This window comes from Klebsiella sp. HMSC16C06 (assembly GCF_001808325.1).
GTDB lineage: Bacteria > Pseudomonadota > Gammaproteobacteria > Enterobacterales > Enterobacteriaceae > Klebsiella > Klebsiella variicola.
On record NZ_KV793024.1, the window covers coordinates 1 to 19,060 of the forward strand.

The window sequence follows — 19,060 nt, forward strand, 5'->3', positions numbered from 1 at the left end:
CCCGACAGTAAAAAGGGACAGCCGCTGGCTGTCCCTTTTATTATCCCTGTTACCGCGATTACAGCAGTTCAGGGTATTTGGTCATTTTCAGCGCCAGCTCGACGCCACGCACTTCCGCCATCCCCTTGAGACGGCCAATCGCCGAATAGCCTGGGTTGGTTTTCTTGCGCAGATCGTCGAGCATCTGATGACCATGATCCGGACGGAACGGGATCGGACGCAGATCGCCAGCCTGCTTACGCCGCTGCTCTTCACGCAGAATCGCATCCACCACCGCCACCATATTGACGTCGCCGCTAAGGTGCGCCGCCTCGTGGAAGGTTTTCGGGTTCGCTTCACGACAGGTAGATCGCAGATGGGTGAAATGGATGCGATCGCCAAAGGTCTCCACCATCTTCACCAGATCGTTATCGGCGCGGACGCCATACGATCCCGTACACATGGTGAAGCCATTATTGATGCTGTCCACTGTCTCTTTCAGCCACTGCATATCTTCGATGGTCGACACGATACGCGGCAGGCCAAGGATCGGCCGCGGCGGATCGTCCGGATGCACCGCCAGGCGGATGCCTACCTCTTCGCACACCGGCACGATAGCCCGCAGGAAGTAGGCCATATTCTCGCGCAGCTGCGCTTTATCAATGTGGTCATATTCCGCCAGGCGCGCGCGGAACTGGTCAAGAGTGTAACCCTCTTCCGCTCCCGGCAGGCCGGCGATGATATTGCGGGTCAGTTTCTCGATGTCCGCTTCGCTCATCGCCTTGAAATAAACCTCAGCCTGACGCTGCTCTTCTTCGCTGTAATCTCCTTCCGCGCCCGGGCGTTTGAGGATATGCAGTTCAAAGGCGGCGAAGGCGATCTGATCGAAACGCAGCGCCCGGGAACCGTCCGGCAGCTCATATTCCAGATCGGTGCGCGTCCAGTCGAGGATCGGCATAAAGTTGTAGCATACGGTATCGATGCCGCAGGCCGCGAGGTTGCGGATGCTCTGCTGATAGTTGGCAATCCAGGTCGCATACTCCCCGCTGTGGGTTTTAATATCCTCATGCACCGGAATGCTTTCGACGACCGACCAGGTCAGCCCTTTTGCCGCTAACAGCGCCTGACGCGCTTTAATCTCCTCTACCGGCCAGACCTGACCGTTTGCAATATGGTGCAGCGCAGTCACGACGCCGGTCGCCCCTGCCTGCCGTACATCATCAAGCGATACCGGATCGTTCGGCCCATACCACCGCCAGGTTTGTTCCATCGCTATGCCCTCACAAAAGTTGTTATACCAATAATGGCGACACTCATGACGACTACCATACATGTTTCTCCTCAGGCTGCAAACAGTGCCGCCGCATTGATTGATCCAGCTCACAGTCAGCGGATAATTTCGGCTTACCAATTTAATTTCCTGTCATATAACTTTAGACTGGCATTGTTAATAAGCAGTTAAACAGGTGTGTAAAGAATGACAACAATTGCAACCGCTACGCTACCGGAAAACGTGCAACGTCCTCAGTACGATCGCAGCCAGCTCCGCTCGCGTATTGTCCATTTCGGCTTTGGCGCGTTTCATCGCGCGCACCAGGCGCTGCTGACCGATCGCGTGCTGAATAACGTCGGCGGCGACTGGGGGATCTGCGAAATCAGTCTGTTCAGCGGCGATACGCTGATGAGCCAGCTTCGCGAACAGGACCACCTGTTTACCGTGCTGGAAAAAGGCGCCGACGGTAACCAGCCCATCGTGATCGGCGCGGTGCACGAATGCCTGAACGCCAGGCTCGATTCGCTGGCGGCAATTATCGAAAAATTTTGCGAGCCGCAGGTGGCGATTGTCTCGCTGACCATCACCGAAAAAGGCTATTGCATCGATCCGGCGACCGGCAAACTGGATCCGACGCATCCGCGCATCGTTCACGATCTGGAGAATCCGACGCTGCCGCAGTCGGCTCCCGGTATTTTAGTGGAAGCGCTGGCCCGCCGCCGGGACCGGGGCCTGCCGCCCTTTACCGTGCTCTCCTGCGATAACATTCCCGACAACGGCCACGTGGTGAAAAATGCCGTCCTCGGTATGGCGGAAAAACGCAGCCCGGCGCTGGCGAACTGGATCGCCAATAACGTCAGCTTCCCGGGCACCATGGTGGATCGCATTGTTCCTGCGGCCACCGCCGAGTCGCTGGCGGAAATCGCCGCCGTGCTGGGGGTCGACGATCCCTGCGCCATCAGCTGCGAACCCTTCATTCAGTGGGTGGTCGAAGACCACTTCGTCGCCGGACGACCGGCCTGGGAGACGGCCGGCGTGCAGATGACCGACGACGTGCTGCCCTGGGAGCAAATGAAGCTGCGGATGCTCAACGGCAGCCACTCTTTTCTCGCCTGGCTTGGCTATCTGGCAGGTCATGCGCACGTCAGCGACTGCATGCAGGATAACGTTTTCCGCCGCGCCGCTCGCCAGCTGATGCTTGACGAACAGGCTCCGACGCTGACCATTACCGGCGTCGATCTCGAGGCCTATGCCGACAGCCTCATCGACCGCTTCAGTAATCCGGCGCTCAAACACCGCACCTGGCAAATCGCCATGGACGGCAGCCAGAAACTGCCCCAGCGCATGCTCGACGGCATCCGCGTACATCTTGAGCGCGGCAGCCGCTGGCCGCTGCTGGCCCTCGGCGTTGCCGGCTGGATGCGCTACGTCAGTGGTACGGACGACGCGGGTCAGACGATCGACGTGCGCGATCCGCTGGTCGACAAGATCCAGCAGCGGGTGGCGCAGAGCGATGAGCAGCAGCGCGTCGATGCGCTATTGGGTCTGGAGGAAATATTTGGCCGCGACCTGCCGCACAACGCGCAGTTTGTCGCCGGGATCCGCGCCGCCTGGCAGCAACTGGCGACGCACGGTGCCCGCGAGGCCGTGGCCCGCGCGCTAAATTCTTAACAATATTTGCGCTTATGCGGACAGAATCTTCTTCTGTCCGCCTCAGGACTTCTCTTTTCCCCCTTTTTTCGTCAGGATAGGCGTAACTGTTACAACATTACATTTATCCTGGAGAAAAGAGTGACCAGAACCAATTTGATCACCGGCTTTCTCGGCAGCGGTAAGACGACCTCAATTCTTCATCTGCTGGCGCAGAAGCCTGCGGATGAAAAATGGGCCGTACTGGTGAATGAGTTTGGCGAAGTCGGGATAGACGGCGCGCTGCTGGCCGACAGCGGCGCCCTGCTCAAAGAGATCCCCGGCGGCTGCATGTGCTGCGTTAACGGCCTGCCGATGCAGGTTGGGCTGAATATCCTGCTGCGCCAGGGTAAACCCGATCGCCTGCTGATCGAACCCACCGGCCTTGGCCATCCGAAGCAGATCCTCGATATCCTCACCGCAGCGGTGTATGAACCCTGGATCGATCTACGCGCTACGGTGTGCATCCTCGATCCCCGTCAGCTGCTGGATGAAAAAGTCGTCAATAACGACAATTTCCGCGATCAGCTGGCCGCGGCGGACATCATTGTGGCCAATAAAAACGATCGGGAAACGCCCGAAAGCGCCCAGGCGTTGGCCGACTGGTGGCAGCGCTGGGGCGGCGATCGTCGCAAGGTGTCGACAACCCAGGGTAATATCGACCTCGCCCTGCTCGATGAGCCGCGCCGCAACACCGCCCCGTTGCCGGCGAGCGCGGAGCATGTTCACCACTCTCGCCCGACCAGCGGTCTCGCCGCACTCAGCCTGCCCGAGCACCAGCGCTGGCGCCGCCACCTCAACAGCGGCCAGGGCTATCAGGCCTGCGGCTGGATTTTCGACGCGGAAACGGTCTTTGAGACCATCGGCCTGCTCGAATGGGCACGGCTGGCGCCCGTGGCGCGCGTCAAAGGCGTGATGCGCATTGCCGAAGGGGCGGTGAGGATCAACCGCCAGGGCGAGGATTGGCATATCGAGACTCTGAGCGTCCCCCCACCCGATAGCCGAATCGAGCTTATCTCGGCGAACGAAGCCGACTGGAACGCGCTCCAGACCTCACTGTTGAGGCTTCGTTTAAGTTGAGGCGGCTAAGGTTGCCGCCGACTGTCACAAAATCGCAATGGCTATGATGAAAAACCGAATTCCTTTAATTCTGCTGCTTAACATCGCGGGTGTGGCGCTATTTTGCTCCTGGTATCTGCCGGTCAACCACGGCGCCTGGTCGCCGGTCGACTCCGCGATCTTCCATTTCTTTAACCATGGCGTCAGCCTCAGCCACGCCTATGCCTGGCTGCTGGCGATCATCAACAATCGCGCCTTCGACGCCTGTTCGCTGATGGCGATGGGCTGCCTGATGCTCCGCTACTGGCTTAAAGCGCCGCCAGCAGGCCGTCGCCAGATTGCCATCATGGGCCTGGTGATGCTGCTGGCCGCGGTGATCATTAACCAGCTGGCGCAGCACCTGATGCCGGTACAGCGCGCCAGCCCGTCGCTGTTTTTCCACGATGTCACCCGCGTCAGCGATGTCGTCAATTTCCCCACCAAAGACGCCTCCAAGGACAGCTTCCCCGGCGATCATGGGATGATGCTGCTGATCTTCGCGAGCTTTATGTGGCGCTATTTCGGCCGCCGCGCGCTAACCGTGGCGCTGGTGATATTTGTGGTCTTTGCTTTCCCGCGCGTCATGATTGGCGCTCACTGGTTCAGCGATATTGCCGTCGGCTCCCTGACCGCCGTGCTGATTGGCGCGCCGTGGGTATTGATGACACCGCTGAGCGATAAATTGATCGCCCTTTTCGATCGCTCTCTGCCCGGCGGAATATCGGCCAAATAATGTCGTGGTCGCCGTCTGGCGTCATTATCTATAAGGGGACCTTTTGGGTCCCCTTTTTCAATTGCGCTTTTTTTCAACATGATGTTCATCTTCTTGTCACATTAATCCCGTGACAAATGAAGGAATTGTCTGTTTTTTACCCGATACTGGCGCTATTTTGTCCTTTCCCGATGATTCACTTTTTGTCACCAAAATACTTATAAGAAATCGCGCAAAACCGCTCGCCATGCGGCGTTTGATAGGGTAATCTCGTTCTCGTTTTGCCTTTTCCGCAACATTAATTCAGAGCATGAATAAATTTGTGCGTGACTGCACAAATTTAAGCTTAAGGAATTGTCTCATTGCGGATGGGTATTTAGGCTCTAACACGTTTGGCATTTTTTATAACGACATTGTCGTTAAGGACAACAAGGGAAAATAAACAGCATGGTCAAATCTCAGCCGATTTTGAGATACATCTTGCGGGTAGCCCCCGCGATTGCAGTAGCGGTTCTGCTTTCCGCGTGTAGTTCAACAAGTACCGCCAGGAATATGCATTCTGAGACGCATGCTGTGGGTAGTGGCGATTTATCATCACTGCAAGCCTCTCAGGATGAATTTGAAACGATGGTCCGTAACCTGGACGTGAAGTCCCGTTTAATGGATCAGTATGCCAGCTGGAAAGGCGTGCGTTACCGCCTCGGCGGCAGCACCCGTAAAGGTATCGACTGCTCAGCGTTTGTGCAGCGCACCTTCCGCGAACAATTTGGTCTGGAACTGCCGCGTTCAACCTCTGAACAGCAGGAAACCGGAAAATCGATTTCCCGTACCCAGCTGCGTACTGGCGATCTGGTTCTGTTCCGCGCCGGCTCTACCGGCCGCCACGTCGGGATCTATCTCGGCAACAACCAGTTCGTTCACGCCTCCACCAGCAGCGGGGTGACCATCTCCAGCATGGATGAACCGTACTGGAAAAAGCGCTACAACGAAGCGCGTCGAGTTCTGAGCCGCTCGTAAACTGTCCTCTACCGCCGCCGGTTATCCCTTGGCTGGAGGCGGGATAAAAAAACACTGCCCCGGCAGTGTTTTTTTTTGCCACCTGATTCTGAACGCCGCAAAATAAGCTATGTCTTTTAAGTGGGAATGAGAAAAACGACGACCGACAAACCGTTGATGGGATTCAATAACACGGAAAGACTATAGCTATGCTTACTCGCTACTTTTCACCCCAGCGTAAAATCTGGTTAACCAGCCTGTGCGTGGGGATTATCGTCGCGCTGCTGGCCGGCTGCATTCAGTTTATGGTGATTTACCATAACCGGGCAGAGCGTTTCGACGCCATTATCAACAACGTTGACACTTACCTGAAAAGCTATTTTCACGATCTCCGTGAGACCATTGATGGCCTGCAGCCGCTGGTGGATCAGCCCTGCGAGAATATCGACTCCGGACTCACCTCCCATGCCGCTTTCAGCCCCAACGTTCGCGCGTTTCTGCTGGTTAAAAACGGCGTCGTCTTTTGCTCCTCGGCGACAGGGGCCATGAATACGCCCCTTACTCAGCTTATCCCGGCGATCGATATTCGCAAACCCGTTGATATGGCGATTTTGCCGGGTACGCCGATGATGCCGAAAAGCGCAGCGCTGGCGTTATGGGTCAGCAAACCCGATGATGCAAACAGCGGCATTTTCGTATCGATCAACGCCAATCTCACGCCGTACATCCTCTATTCCGCACGACAAAATGATTTCAGCGGTATTGCGCTGGCCATCGGTCACACCGCCATCTCCACCTTCAGTAATCGGCTGGTGGATCCGCAAACCCTGCATAACGAACCGATCCGCCAGGTACAGATCGACGGTTTACCGCTGAAGGTCTACCTGTATGCCAACAGCTGGCTGGCGGAAAATACACAGTTTGCCCTGTTGCTCGGGGTAGTGTGCGGCCTGCTGGCGGGGTTGCTCTGTTATTACGTGCTGACGATCAAATCCGATCCGCGAAAATCGATACTGCTGGGGATCAAAAATAACCAGTTCTACGTCGTCTATCAGCCGGTCGTGAATGCCCAGACCCTGCGTATCAGCGGCGTGGAGGTGCTTATGCGCTGGCGCCATCCGGTGGTGGGTGAAATCCCGCCCGACGTCTTTATTAATCTGGCGGAAACCCAGCAGATGATCGTGCCGCTGACCCATCACCTGCTGGCGCTGATCGCCAGCGATGGTCAAGTGCTTAAACGGATCCTGCCGCGCGGCGTCAAGCTGGGGCTGAATATTTCCCCTGCCCATCTGCAGGCTGACAGCTTCCGCGACGATATGCTGCGCTTTGCCGCCGCGCTGCCCGCCGACCATTTTCACGTGGTGCTGGAGGTGACCGAGCGGGCCATGATTGATAAAGAAAAATCGATCGCTAACTTCGCCTGGCTCCACCAGCAGGGTTTTGAAATCGCAATAGATGATTTTGGTACCGGGCATAGCGCGCTGATTTATCTCGAACGCTATAACTTCGATTATCTGAAGATCGATCGCGGCTTTGTGCAGGCGATTGGCACCGAAACCGTGACCTCGCCGGTGCTGGATGCGGTACTGACCCTCAGCCGCCGGCTGAAATTAATGACCGTCGCTGAAGGAGTGGAGACCCAGGAACAGGCGGAGTGGCTTCGTGCCCAGGGCGTCAATTTCCTGCAAGGGTACTGGATAAGCCGTCCGCTATCGCTGGAGGCGCTGGTCGCCGCGCATGATGAACCTGCGAATTATTTCACAACGCGCTAAGTCTCACATATGATGCGGGAACAGAGGTCGGCTATGGGGGCCGACCGTGACAAGGTATTCTGCCGCCTATGTATGCGCGCCTCTTTTTAATTCTGCTTGCTCTGTTTAGCCTTAGCGCTAAGGCGCAAACAATAAAAGAAAGCGTCGCCTTTGCGATTATCGGTGAACCCAAATACGCAGCCAGCTTCAGCCATTTTGATTATGTCAATCCTGAGGCGCCGAAAGGCGGCACCCTCACCCTGGCGGCGATCGGCACCTTTGATAACTTCAACCGCTACGCACTGCGCGGCAATCCCGCCGTGCGCACTGAGGCGCTCTACGATACCCTGTTCACCACCTCGGATGATGAGCCCGGCAGCTACTACCCGCTGATTGCCGAGCGGGCGCGCTATGCCGAGGACTATTCCTGGATGGAGATCGCTCTCAACCCGCACGCCCGCTTCCATGACGGCACGCCAATCACCGCCCGGGACGTTGCATTTACCTTCAACAAGTTTATGACCGAAGGGGTGCCACAGTTCCGCTTGTTTTATAAAGGCACCACCGTTAAGGCCATCGCCCCATTGACCGTACGAATCGACCTCGGCCAGCCCGGCAAAGAGAACATGCTGAGTCTGCTGAGCCTGCCGGTGATGCCTGAGTCGTTCTGGCGCCAGCACAAACTCAGCGACCCGCTGTCGAAGCCGCCGCTGGCCAGCGGGCCATACCGCATCAGCGCCTGGCGAATGGGGCAATACATTACCTATTCACGCGTCGCCGACTACTGGGCGGCCGACCTGCCGGTCAACCGGGGTCGCTGGAATTTCGATACGCTGCGCTATGACTATTATCTCGACGACAATGTTGCTTTCGAAGCCTTTAAAGCGGGCGCCGTCGATCGCCGGGAAGAGACCGTCGCCAAAAACTGGGCTACCCGCTACGTCGGTCGCAACTTCAGCCGCGGCTACATTATTAAAGATGAGCATACAAATACCTCGGCGCAGGATACCCAGTGGCTGGCGTTCAATATTCAGCGCCCGGTTTTTGCCGATCGCCGGGTGCGGGAGGCCATTACCCTGGCGTTCGATTTTGAATGGATGAACAAGGCACTGTTTTACAGCGCCTATCAGCGCGCCAACAGCTATTTCCAGAACACCGAATATGCCGCCCGCAGCCTGCCCGACGCCGCCGAGCTGGCCCTGCTGACGCCGATGAAAAACGAACTGCCCCCGGAGGTCTTCAGCCAGGTTTACCAGCCGCCGGTCTCCCGCGGCGATGGCTTCGACCGCGACAACTTACTCAAAGCCGACGCCCTGCTCAATGCGGCGGGTTGGACGGTAAAAAACCAGCGCCGGGTCAACGCCGCCACCGGCAAGCCGCTGCGCTTTGAACTGCTGATGCCAGCCGGTGGCAATGACCGCTGGGTGCTGCCGTTTCAGCACAACCTGCAGCGCCTGGGGATCGTCATGGATATTCGTCAGGTTGATAACTCGCAGTACAGCAACCGTCGCCGCAGCCGTGATTACGACATGATGCCGAGCCTGTGGCGTGCCATGCCCTGGCCCGGCACCGACCTGCAAATCTCCTGGGCCTCAGACTATATTCACTCCAGCTATAACGCACCGGGGGTACAAAGCCCGGTAGTGGATAAGCTGATTGCGCAGATCCTGCAGTGGCAGGGCAATAAGCAGAAACTGATCCCCCTCGGTCGGGCGCTGGACCGCGTGCTCACCTGGAATAACTACATGCTGCCGATGTGGTATATGGCGCAGGACCGCACCGCGTGGTGGAATAAGTTCTCTTTCCCCGAGACCCGCCCCATTTATTCCTCCGGGCTCGATACCTGGTGGTACGACGTGAACAAAGCGGCCACCCTCCCCGCGGACAGACGTTAAGGACATCCCATGGGCAGCTACCTGATCCGCCGTTTGCTGTTAGTGATCCCCACCCTGTGGGCCATCATCACCATTAACTTTTTTATTGTGCAAATCGCACCCGGCGGCCCGGTCGATCAGGCCATCGCCGCCATCGAATTTGGTCAGCACGGCGGGATGCCGGGTGCCGGCGACGGCGGGATGGGCGCCAGCCATGCCCGAACCGGCGCAGGGAACATCAGCGAGGGGCACTATCGCGGTGGGCGGGGCCTTGATCCGGAAGTCATCGCCGAGATCACCCACCGCTACGGCTTTGACAAGCCGCTGCACGAGCGTTACCTGAAGATGCTGGGCGATTATCTGCGCTTTGATTTTGGCGACAGCCTGTTTCGCAGCGCCTCAGTACTGCAGCTGATTAAAGACAGCCTGCCGGTCTCGGTGAGCCTCGGACTGTGGAGTACGCTGATTATCTACCTGGTTTCCATTCCGCTGGGTATTCGCAAAGCGGTCAGCAACGGCAGCCGCTTTGATATCTGGAGCAGTACGCTGATTATTATTGGCTATGCGATCCCCGCCTTTCTGTTCGCCATCCTGCTGATCGTGATTTTTGCCGGCGGCAGCTATTTCGACCTCTTCCCGCTGCGCGGTTTGGTCTCACCGAACTTCGACACCCTTCCCTGGTATCAGAAAATCCTCGACTACCTGTGGCACATCACCCTGCCGGTGCTGGCGACGGTGATCGGCGGCTTTGCCGCCCTGACCATGCTGACCAAAAACAGCTTCCTCGACGAGATCCGCAAACAGTATGTGGTCACCGCCCGCGCCAAAGGCGTCGGTGAGAAACAGATCCTCTGGGGACATGTGTTCCGCAACGCCATGCTGCTGGTGATCGCCGGCTTCCCGGCCACCTTTATTAGTATGTTCTTTACCGGTTCGCTGCTGATCGAAGTGATGTTCTCGCTGAACGGCCTGGGTCTGCTGGGCTATGAAGCGACGGTCTCCCGCGACTATCCGGTGATGTTCGGCACGCTCTATATTTTCACTCTGATTGGCCTGCTGCTGAATATCGTCAGCGATATCAGCTATACGCTGGTCGACCCGCGCATTGATTTTGAGGGCCGCTAATGTCTTTCTTCAGTCCCGTTAATCAGGCCCGCTGGGCGCGCTTTCGTCACAACCGTCGCGGCTACTGGTCGCTGTGGCTGTTTTTAATTCTCTTCTTCTGCAGCCTCGGCGCCGAGCTGCTGGCCAACGATCGCCCGCTGCTGGTGCAGTACCGGGGCCAGCTGTACGTTCCGGTGTTAAAAAACTACACCGAGCAAACCTTTGGCGGCGCGTTCGCTACCGCCGCCGACTATCAGGATCCCTGGCTGCAGCACCAGCTAGCCACCCACGGCTGGGCGCTATGGCCGCCGGTGCGCTTCGGCGCCACGACGATTAATTTTGCCAGCACCGTCCCCTTTCCGTCACCGCCCTCGGCCAGCAACTGGCTTGGCACCGACGCCAACGGCGGCGATGTGCTGGCGCGGATCCTCTATGGTACGCGCATCTCGGTGCTCTTCGGTCTGCTGCTGACGCTGTTCTCCAGTGTGCTGGGGGTGCTGGCCGGGGCGATACAGGGGTACTATGGCGGCAAAATCGACCTCTGGGGCCAGCGCTTTATTGAAGTCTGGTCCGGGATGCCGACCCTGTTTCTGATCATCCTGCTCTCCAGCGTCGTGCAGCCGGGCTTCTGGTGGTTGCTGGCGATCACCGTCCTTTTTGGCTGGATGACGCTGGTGGGCGTGGTGCGCGCTGAATTTCTTCGCACCCGCAACTACGACTACATCCGGGCGGCGCAGGCGCTAGGGGTCAGCGACCGGCAGATCATCCTGCGGCATATGTTGCCTAACGCAATGGTGGCGACCCTCACCTTCCTGCCTTTTATCCTGTGCAGCTCCATTACCACCCTGACGTCGCTGGATTTTCTCGGCTTCGGTCTGCCGCTCGGCTCCCCCTCTCTCGGGGAGCTGCTGCTGCAGGGAAAAAACAACCTGCAGGCGCCCTGGCTGGGCATTGCCGCGTTTCTCTCCGTCGCCGTACTGCTGACGCTACTGATTTTTATCGGTGAAGCGGTTCGCGACGCCTTTGACCCGAGTAAGGCGGTGTAATATGACCCACCCGCTGTTAGCTATCGACAATCTCTCTATTGCCTTTCGCCAGCAGGGCGAGACGCAGACCGTGGTGCACAATCTGTCGCTCGAGGTGGCAGTTGGTGAGACGCTGGCGCTGGTGGGCGAATCCGGCTCAGGAAAAAGCATCTCCGCGCTGTCGGTGCTGCGACTGCTCCCCACCCCGCCGGCCAGCTACCCCAGCGGCGATATCCGCTTTCATGGCCAGTCGCTGCTGCATGCTGAGGAGTCGACCCTGCGCGGCGTGCGCGGCAACCGGATCGCGATGATCTTTCAGGAGCCAATGGTGTCGCTCAACCCCCTGCATACCCTGGAAAAACAGCTCTATGAGGTGCTGTCGTTACACCGGGGAATGCGCAAAGAGGCGGCGCGCGGGGAGATCCTCGACTGCCTGGAGCGCGTCGGGATCCGTCAGGCGCCGCGGCGTCTGGCGGACTATCCGCATCAGCTCTCCGGCGGCGAGCGCCAGCGGGTGATGATCGCCATGGCGCTGCTGACGCGCCCGGAGTTGCTGATCGCCGACGAACCGACCACCGCTCTCGACGTGTCAGTGCAGGCGCAGATCCTGCAGCTGCTGCGCGAGCTAAAGCGGGAGCTGAACATGGGGTTGCTGTTTATCACCCATAACCTGAGCATTGTCCGTCAGCTGGCTGACCGGGTAGCGGTGATGCAGAACGGCCGCTGTGTGGAACAAAATGACTGTCGGGCGCTGTTCAGCGCGCCGGCACATCCCTACACCCAACGCCTGCTGGATAGCGAACCAGACGGTGAGCCGGTGCCGCTGGCCGTTGATGCCCCGGTGCTGCTGCAGGCGGACGATTTAAACGTGGCATTTCCTGTTCGCAAAGGGATCCTGCGCCGGGTGGTCGATCACCATCGGGTGGTCAACAGCCTCAGTTTTCAGCTACGCGCCGGCGAGACGCTGGGCCTGGTGGGCGAATCGGGATCGGGAAAAAGCACCACCGGTCTGGCGCTGCTGCGCCTGATCTCATCCGAGGGAAGGATAACTTTTGCCGGCCAGCCGATTCAGGGGCGTAACCGCCGACAGCTGCTACCGCTGCGCCGACAAATGCAGGTGGTTTTTCAGGATCCGAACTCGTCGCTCAATCCGCGCCTGACGGCGCAGCAGATCATTGAGGAAGGCTTGCGCGTCCACCAGCCGACGCTGACGGCAGCCGAACGCGAACAGGCAGTGATCCTCGCCATGCAGGAGGTTGGGCTCGACCCGGCCAGCCGCCAGCGCTACCCGGCAGCCTTCTCCGGTGGCCAGCGGCAGCGTATCGCCATCGCCAGAGCGTTGATCGTCAAGCCGCAGCTGATCGTCCTCGACGAGCCGACCTCATCACTGGATAAAACCGTTCAGGCGCAGATCCTGCACCTGCTGAAAGCGTTACAGCAAAAGCATCAGCTGGCCTATATTTTTATCAGTCATGATTTACGCGTAGTGCGGGCGCTGTGTCATCAGGTGATGGTGCTGCGTCAGGGAGAGGTGGTTGAACAGGGCGAGTGCCAGTCCGTCTTCAGCGCACCCCGGCACGAATATACCCGCCAGCTGCTGGCGCTGAGCTGACGGTCAGAAGGGGTTGTTGCCGGAGAAGGGCTCGGCGATGGCCACTCCAAAATTTTTCAGACGACAGGTGGCGGCGAATTCATCCTGCAGGTTAACGAACAGGCACGGTTCGCCTTCGCACTCAAGGACTGAACAGTCGACTTCGATGTCGCTTAACGCCTGGCTGAGCTTATGCATAACCGGCCAGGCTTTCTCACCGTCCGGACTCAGCAACTTCAGGGCAACGAGACTGTTCTCGTTCTGCGCGCCGTTTTGCGGAATCGGTTCAACTCTGGAACCCGCAAAACCGGCCAGCCAGCGATAGCTCTGCGGCAGACGGTGTACGATAGAGAGTTGTTGTGTATTCACGTGGTTTCCCCGGAAGCAAAAGGCTTCACAATAAATTTACATCAATATTAACACACTGTTGACAAATAGTCCTGCCTTGACGCAGAAAACGTTTACAGCCGCGGCGGGCCAGGGCTAAGCACTTATAAACCAGCGCGTTATTTTTATACCCGGCGAGCCGATTGGCGCTATATGTACCCGTTTCTGTGATCCAAAACAACTTTTTTATCGCAACAATGCGACTTTTTACACTAATTGATTTTACATAAAGGAAACAAATCGCAGAACCCTGAAGCTCATTCTGGTTGACATGTATCAAGAAAGGGGCGATTTCGCCCCTGAAAATGTGACCTAGTGTGCGATTTTTCGCCGACGGGAAGCGTAAAGCGAGAAGAAAATAGAACAGGTTGCGCAGAAGGCAATAGAGATCAGCATTGGCCAGGCGGTGGTAAACGTCGCCATCGACAGCAGCGCACCAATGATCGCCCCGATACCAAAACGAAACGTTCCGGCCAGTGACGAAGCGGTGCCGGCCATATGCGGAAACTCATCGAGGATCACCGCCATGGCGTTAGACGACACCATCGATACGCAGCCGACAAAGGCCGCCACGCCGATCACCAGCGACCAGAAGCCGACGTCCAGCAGCGCGCAAACCACCATCCATACCGCCATGGCAAACTGGATCCACAGCCCGGCGCGGAACATGCGCAACGCCCCCACCCGCCGCACAAACCGGCTGTTGAACATGGTCATCAGGAACAGGAAAACAATGTTCAGCGCAAAATAGTAGCCAAAGTGCTGAGGCGCGACGTGGTTAATATTGATGTAAACAAAAGGCCCGGCGCTGAGAAACGAGAACATCCCCGCGAAGCTAAAACCGCTCGCCAGCATATAGCTCAGAACCCGCTTGTGACGGAACAGAGTGGCAAAATTACCCAGCGTGGTGCGCAGATGGAACGGCTGACGCCTGTCAGCTGGCAGCGTTTCGCGGATAAACAGGCCGATCATCAGCGAGGCCAGCAGGGCCACCAGCGCGAGGATCCAGAAGATGGCATGCCAGCTAAACCAGACCAGCACCGCCCCGCCAACCATCGGCGCCACCAGCGGCGCAATGGTCGTCACCAGCATGACAAACGACATCATCCGTGAAAACTCATCTTTCGGATAGATATCGCGCATCAGGGCGTTGATCACCACGCTGGCGGCCGCGGCCGCCAGACCGTGGAAGAAACGCATGACAATGAGCATATCGATGGTCTGCGAAAGGGCGCAGGCCACCGCCGCCGCGGCGAACACCAGCGTCCCGCCGAGGATCACCGGCTTGCGACCAAGGCTGTCTGCCATCGGCCCGTACAGCAGCTGACCCAGCGCAAAGCCCAGGATATAGGTGCTGAGCGTCATCTGCGCGCTGCCGTCCGGGACGTTGTACTGGGCGGCGATCACCGGCAGCGCCGGAAGATACATATCGATCGACAGCGGCATCAGCATGGCCAGCAGGCCGAGGATAAACACAATTCCCAGAGAAGAATTCTGCTTCACTGTCACGTTTTACTCCGTGCCTGCGGGGCGCCTACGCTGGCGATTTCCGTTTCCGTCAGCGGACGATATTCACCCGGCGCCAGCGCGTCATCCAGCAGGATGTCGCCGATGCGCTCCCGGTGCAGGCCAACCACATGGTTGCCCACGGCGGCGAACATGCGTTTCACCTGATGGTAGCGCCCTTCGCTGATGGTCAGGCGCACTTCGGTCGGGGTGATCACTTCCAGCACTGCCGGCTTAGTGAGATCTTTTTCATTGTGCAACTGGACGCCTTTGGCAAACAGCTCTGCGGTCCCTTCCGCCAGCGGGCTTTCCAGCTCCACCAGATAGGTTTTTTCACAATGGTGGCGCGGCGAGGTAATGCGGTGCGACCACTGGCCGTCGTCGGTCATCAGCACCAGCCCGGTGGTGTCGATATCCAGGCGCCCGGCGGCGTGCAGCTTGTGCGCCACCGGCTCATCGAGAAAATAAAGGATAGTAGGATGATCGGGATCGTCGGTGGAACAGACGTAACCCTGCGGCTTGTTCAGCATAAAATAACGGGGGCCGTTCTGCTGGGTCAGCGTATTGCCATCATATTCCACCTCGTGCTCTGGCTGGAGCTTAAAAGAGGCATCTTTCACAATGTCGCCGTCCACGGTAACACGGCTGCCGCGGATTTCACGCCCGGCAATAGCCCGGCTGACGCCAAGCTGCTGAGCGATAAACTTATCAAGTCGCATGAATTTTTTTAGCCTGTAATAGTGCTGGAGCGGGCAACTCGCCCGAAAAAGAAGAATTTCACTGGCTAGTATAACGGGCTCTTAACACCACTCAAGGGAAAAGATTCATGGCATACTATTCGCGAGTTAATTAGCCCCGTGAATTCATGACTTTTACATTACGCCCCTATCAACAAGAAGCCGTCGATGCCACCCTCGCCTGGTTTCGTCGCCATACCGAGCCAGCGGCGATTGTCCTGCCCACCGGCGCGGGCAAAAGCCTGGTGATTGCCGAGCTTGCCCGGCTGGCCCGCGGCCGCGTGCTGGTGCTGGCCCACGTCAAAGAGCTGGTGGCGCAGAACCATGCGAAATACTGCGCCCTTGGCCTCGAGGCGGATATCTTTGCCGCTGGTCTGCAGCGTAAAGAGAGCCACGGCAAAGTGGTGTTCGGCAGCGTGCAGTCGGTGGCGCGCAACCTCGATCAGTTTCACAGTGAATTTTCGCTGCTCATCGTCGATGAATGCCACCGTATCAGCGATGACGACGACAGCCAGTATCAACAGATCATAAGCCACCTGCGGCAGGTGAATCCTCAGCTCCGGCTGCTCGGCCTGACGGCTACCCCGTTCCGCCTCGGCAAGGGTTGGATCTATCAGTTTCACTACCACGGCATGGTACGTGGCGATGAGAAAGCACTGTTTCGCGACTGCATCTATGAGCTGCCGCTGCGCTATATGATTAAGCACGGCTACCTGACGCCACCGGAACGCCTTGATATGCCGGTGGTGCAGTACGATTTCAGCCGTCTGCAGGCGCAAAGCAACGGCCTGTTCAGCGAAGCCGATCTTAACCACGAACTGAAAAAACAGCAGCGCATAACACCGCATATCGTCAGCCAGATCGTGGAGTTCGCCGAAAGCCGTAAAGGGGTGATGATCTTCGCCGCCACCGTGGAACACGCCCGGGAAGTGACCGGTCTGCTGCCGGCGGCGCAAGCCGCGCTGATCACCGGGGAAACGCCTGGACCAGAGCGGGATCGCATTATCGAGGCGTTTAAAGCGCAGGAGTATCGCTATCTGGTGAACGTCGCGGTGTTGACCACCGGCTTCGACGCCCCGCACGTTGACCTGATCGCCATCCTCCGCCCCACCGAGTCGGTGAGTCTTTACCAACAGATCGTTGGCCGCGGCCTGCGCCTGGCGCCGGGCAAAACCGACTGCCTGATCCTCGACTACGCCGGCAACCCGCATGACCTGTACGCCCCGGAAGTGGGGACGCCGAAGGGGAAAAGCGACAACGTACCGGTGCAGGTCTTCTGCCCGGCCTGCGGTTTCGCCAACACCTTCTGGGGCAAAACCACCGCCGACGGCACCTTGATTGAGCATTTTGGCCGCCGCTGCCAGGGCTGGTTTGAAGATGATGACGGCCACCGCGAACAGTGCGACTTCCGCTTTCGCTTCAAAAACTGCCCGCAGTGCAACGCGGAAAACGATATCGCCGCCCGCCGCTGCCGCGAGTGCGACACGATTTTGGTCGACCCGGACGATATGCTGAAGGCGGCGCTGAAGCTAAAGGACGCGCTGGTGCTGCGCTGCAGCGGCATGGCTATGCAGCACGGTAGCGACGAGAAAGGCCCGTGGCTGAAAATCACCTACTATGATGAGGACGGCGCCGACGTGAGTGAGCGCTTCCGTCTGCAAACGCCCGCCCAGCGTACCGCCTTTGAGCAGTTGTTTATCCGCCCGCATACCCGTACGCCGGGCGTGCCGTTACGCTGGATAACCCCGGCGGATATCATTGCCCAGCAGGCGCTGCTGCGCCATCCTGACTTTGTCGTCGCCCGAATGAAGGGGCAATACTGGCAGGTGCGGGAAAAAGTATTCGATTATCAGGGCCGTTTCCGTCGCGCCAATGAGCTGCGTTAATCCGCCAAAAACTGAGGTTTTGATTGCCGCTGTGCCGATTGGCGGCTATAATGCCGCCCGCTTTTGCATTCGCAAAGCAGATAATCTGCCTGCAGCTGGGTCGCCTGTTGCAGGCTTTATATATAGAGAGACATCAATGTTTACTATCAACGCAGAAGTACGTAAAGAGCAGGGTAAGGGTGCGAGCCGCCGCCTGCGCGCAGCTAACAAGTTCCCGGCAATCATCTACGGTGGCGAAGCTGCTCCGGTTGCTATCGAACTGGATCACGACAAACTGTGGAACATGCAGGATAAAGCTGAATTTTACGGCGAAGTTGTGACCCTCGTTATCGATGGCAAAGAAGAGAAAGTTAAAGTTCAGGCTGTTCAGCGTCACGCGTTCAAGCCGAAACTGACCCACATCGACTTCGTTCGCGCGTAATCGCCGATAGCAAGTTGTATGGCAAACGCCCTGGTGTCTTCTGACCCGGGGCGTTTTGTTATCGGCGCCGCCAAAGTTCCGGCGCCTCGTCCACGAGGTCGCTCAGCATCCGGTGCTTATTCATGCCGGGCAGCCAGAGCATCACCATGGTCACGTTCAGTCCCTGACTGCCGACCTCGGTAGCTATTTCAGCAACCCCCTGCCACTCGCCTGGCCGTAAATGTTCCGGTAAAAACCCCCAGCCCATCCCCTGCTCCATCGCATGGCGCAGCAGCGCGATTTCATTCATATACAGCGTATGGCCGGATATCTGTAGCCGGCGGGCGATCTGATCGTCACTGCGCCGGTGCATCACCAGCTGTGGCGTTAGCGATAAATTCAGCAATGTCAGCGGCCGTGCGGCGTCAGTAAACAATCCTTGCGCGGCGTAAAAACGTAAATCAACGGTGCCCAGCGCCCGCCACTCCATTTCGCTGCCCAGCGTACGATTATTAGCCTGGCAAATGGCCATATCCGCGATGCCCTCGCTCAGCGCCTGCTCGGCTTCGCGCCGCGAGGCGCTCCAGCAGCTTAAACGGATCTGCCGCCGGGCAAGCGTATCAGCCAGCAAACAGAGAAATTCACGCGGCACGAAGGGATCGTACACCAGACGTAACGCCTGCCAGGCCGTTTGCGGCAGCGTTTGCGCAAAAGACTCGAAAGCCTGCGCCTGACGCAACAGCAGGTGTGCCTGGCGAAAAAGCTGCTCGCCTTCGGCGGTTAGCGTCAGGCTACGCCCTTCACGGCTGAACAGCCGGTAGCCCAGCGCATCTTCCAGATAGTCCAGCAGATCGCGAAGCGTGGTCCGGTCTTTAGCTAAACGAATGGCCGCCTGCGACAGGCTGCCAGTTTCGGCGATGGTGGCGAAGGCCTCAATCTGTGCGAAAGAATACTGCAGGGTTTTCATCCCTCTCTCCCTTGCGGGGGAAAATCCCCCCTATGCTGATTTTAGCCTTCGCGAGCCGATTTATATACTGCGCAGCGAATCTATG

General features: G+C 58.1%; 16 protein-coding genes. 11 read left to right on the forward strand and 5 right to left on the reverse strand.

Annotation, left to right across the window (positions count from 1 at the left end; genetic code table 11):
* Positions 1-58: 58 nt before the first annotated feature.
* A complete protein-coding gene (gene uxuA, locus HMPREF3142_RS24345; RefSeq protein WP_008804012.1) occupies positions 59-1,249 on the reverse strand; it encodes a mannonate dehydratase in 1,191 nt (396 codons plus the stop codon).
* Positions 1,250-1,456: 207 nt separating this feature from the next.
* Here uxuA and HMPREF3142_RS24350 point away from each other — a divergent pair, with 207 nt between their 5' ends.
* The 9 genes from HMPREF3142_RS24350 (at position 1,457) to yejF (ending at position 13,113) form a co-directional block, all read left to right on the forward strand.
* Positions 1,457-2,923 (forward strand): mannitol dehydrogenase family protein, encoded by a 1,467-nt coding sequence (locus HMPREF3142_RS24350; RefSeq protein WP_064170376.1) that lies wholly within the window; start codon positions 1,457-1,459, stop codon positions 2,921-2,923.
* 120 nt (positions 2,924-3,043) lie between these two features.
* Positions 3,044-4,021 (forward strand): CobW family GTP-binding protein, encoded by a 978-nt coding sequence (locus HMPREF3142_RS24355; RefSeq protein WP_070612801.1) that lies wholly within the window; start codon positions 3,044-3,046, stop codon positions 4,019-4,021.
* Positions 4,022-4,058: 37 nt separating this feature from the next.
* A complete protein-coding gene (locus HMPREF3142_RS24360) occupies positions 4,059-4,772 on the forward strand; it encodes a phosphatase PAP2 family protein (protein WP_163595848.1) in 714 nt (237 codons plus the stop codon).
* A 426-nt stretch (positions 4,773-5,198) separates the two neighbouring features.
* A complete protein-coding gene (gene mepS, locus HMPREF3142_RS24365; protein ID WP_004201653.1) occupies positions 5,199-5,768 on the forward strand; it encodes a bifunctional murein DD-endopeptidase/murein LD-carboxypeptidase in 570 nt (189 codons plus the stop codon).
* A 188-nt stretch (positions 5,769-5,956) separates the two neighbouring features.
* Entirely contained in the window at positions 5,957-7,519 is a 1,563-nt protein-coding gene (locus HMPREF3142_RS24370; RefSeq protein ID WP_008804008.1) for a cyclic di-GMP phosphodiesterase, read from the forward strand.
* A 68-nt stretch (positions 7,520-7,587) separates the two neighbouring features.
* Positions 7,588-9,393, forward strand: a complete 1,806-nt coding sequence (locus HMPREF3142_RS24375) for an extracellular solute-binding protein (protein WP_023298003.1) — start codon at positions 7,588-7,590, stop codon at positions 9,391-9,393.
* Between the two features lie 9 nt (positions 9,394-9,402).
* Positions 9,403-10,497, forward strand: coding sequence for a microcin C ABC transporter permease YejB (locus HMPREF3142_RS24380; protein WP_008804006.1), 1,095 nt, complete (start codon positions 9,403-9,405; stop codon positions 10,495-10,497).
* Positions 10,497-11,522: a microcin C ABC transporter permease gene (locus tag HMPREF3142_RS24385; protein WP_012541016.1), complete on the forward strand. Its 1,026-nt coding sequence runs from the start codon at positions 10,497-10,499 to the stop codon at positions 11,520-11,522. The genes HMPREF3142_RS24380 and HMPREF3142_RS24385 overlap by 1 nt, the downstream gene beginning before the upstream one ends.
* Position 11,523: 1 nt before the next feature.
* Positions 11,524-13,113 (forward strand): microcin C ABC transporter ATP-binding protein YejF, encoded by a 1,590-nt coding sequence (gene yejF, locus HMPREF3142_RS24390; protein ID WP_070612803.1) that lies wholly within the window; start codon positions 11,524-11,526, stop codon positions 13,111-13,113.
* Between the two features lie 3 nt (positions 13,114-13,116).
* Here the strand turns inward: yejF and HMPREF3142_RS24395 are convergent, their stop codons facing one another.
* The 3 genes from HMPREF3142_RS24395 to rsuA all read right to left on the reverse strand — a co-directional run bounded on the left by HMPREF3142_RS24395 (position 13,117) and on the right by rsuA (position 15,704).
* Positions 13,117-13,461: a YejG family protein gene (locus HMPREF3142_RS24395; protein WP_002912974.1), complete on the reverse strand. Its 345-nt coding sequence runs from the start codon at positions 13,459-13,461 to the stop codon at positions 13,117-13,119.
* 330 nt (positions 13,462-13,791) lie between these two features.
* Positions 13,792-14,988, reverse strand: a complete 1,197-nt coding sequence (locus HMPREF3142_RS24400) for a Bcr/CflA family multidrug efflux MFS transporter (RefSeq protein WP_008804003.1) — start codon at positions 14,986-14,988, stop codon at positions 13,792-13,794.
* Positions 14,985-15,704: a 16S rRNA pseudouridine(516) synthase RsuA gene (gene rsuA / locus HMPREF3142_RS24405; RefSeq protein ID WP_008804002.1), complete on the reverse strand. Its 720-nt coding sequence runs from the start codon at positions 15,702-15,704 to the stop codon at positions 14,985-14,987. Before rsuA ends, HMPREF3142_RS24400 begins: the two co-directional genes overlap by 4 nt.
* Positions 15,705-15,850: 146 nt before the next feature.
* On the opposite strand from rsuA, the gene HMPREF3142_RS24410 reads away from it, so the two are divergent.
* Both HMPREF3142_RS24410 and rplY read left to right on the forward strand, forming a co-directional pair.
* Entirely contained in the window at positions 15,851-17,608 is a 1,758-nt protein-coding gene (locus HMPREF3142_RS24410) for a DEAD/DEAH box helicase (RefSeq protein WP_016161561.1), read from the forward strand.
* A 136-nt stretch (positions 17,609-17,744) separates the two neighbouring features.
* Positions 17,745-18,029: a 50S ribosomal protein L25 gene (gene rplY / locus HMPREF3142_RS24415; RefSeq protein ID WP_008804000.1), complete on the forward strand. Its 285-nt coding sequence runs from the start codon at positions 17,745-17,747 to the stop codon at positions 18,027-18,029.
* A gap of 58 nt (positions 18,030-18,087) precedes the next feature.
* Here the strand turns inward: rplY and HMPREF3142_RS24420 are convergent, their stop codons facing one another.
* Complete coding sequence (locus tag HMPREF3142_RS24420) at positions 18,088-18,975, reverse strand: LysR family transcriptional regulator (protein ID WP_008803999.1); 888 nt, start codon at positions 18,973-18,975, stop codon at positions 18,088-18,090.
* Positions 18,976-19,060: the final 85 nt, after the last annotated feature.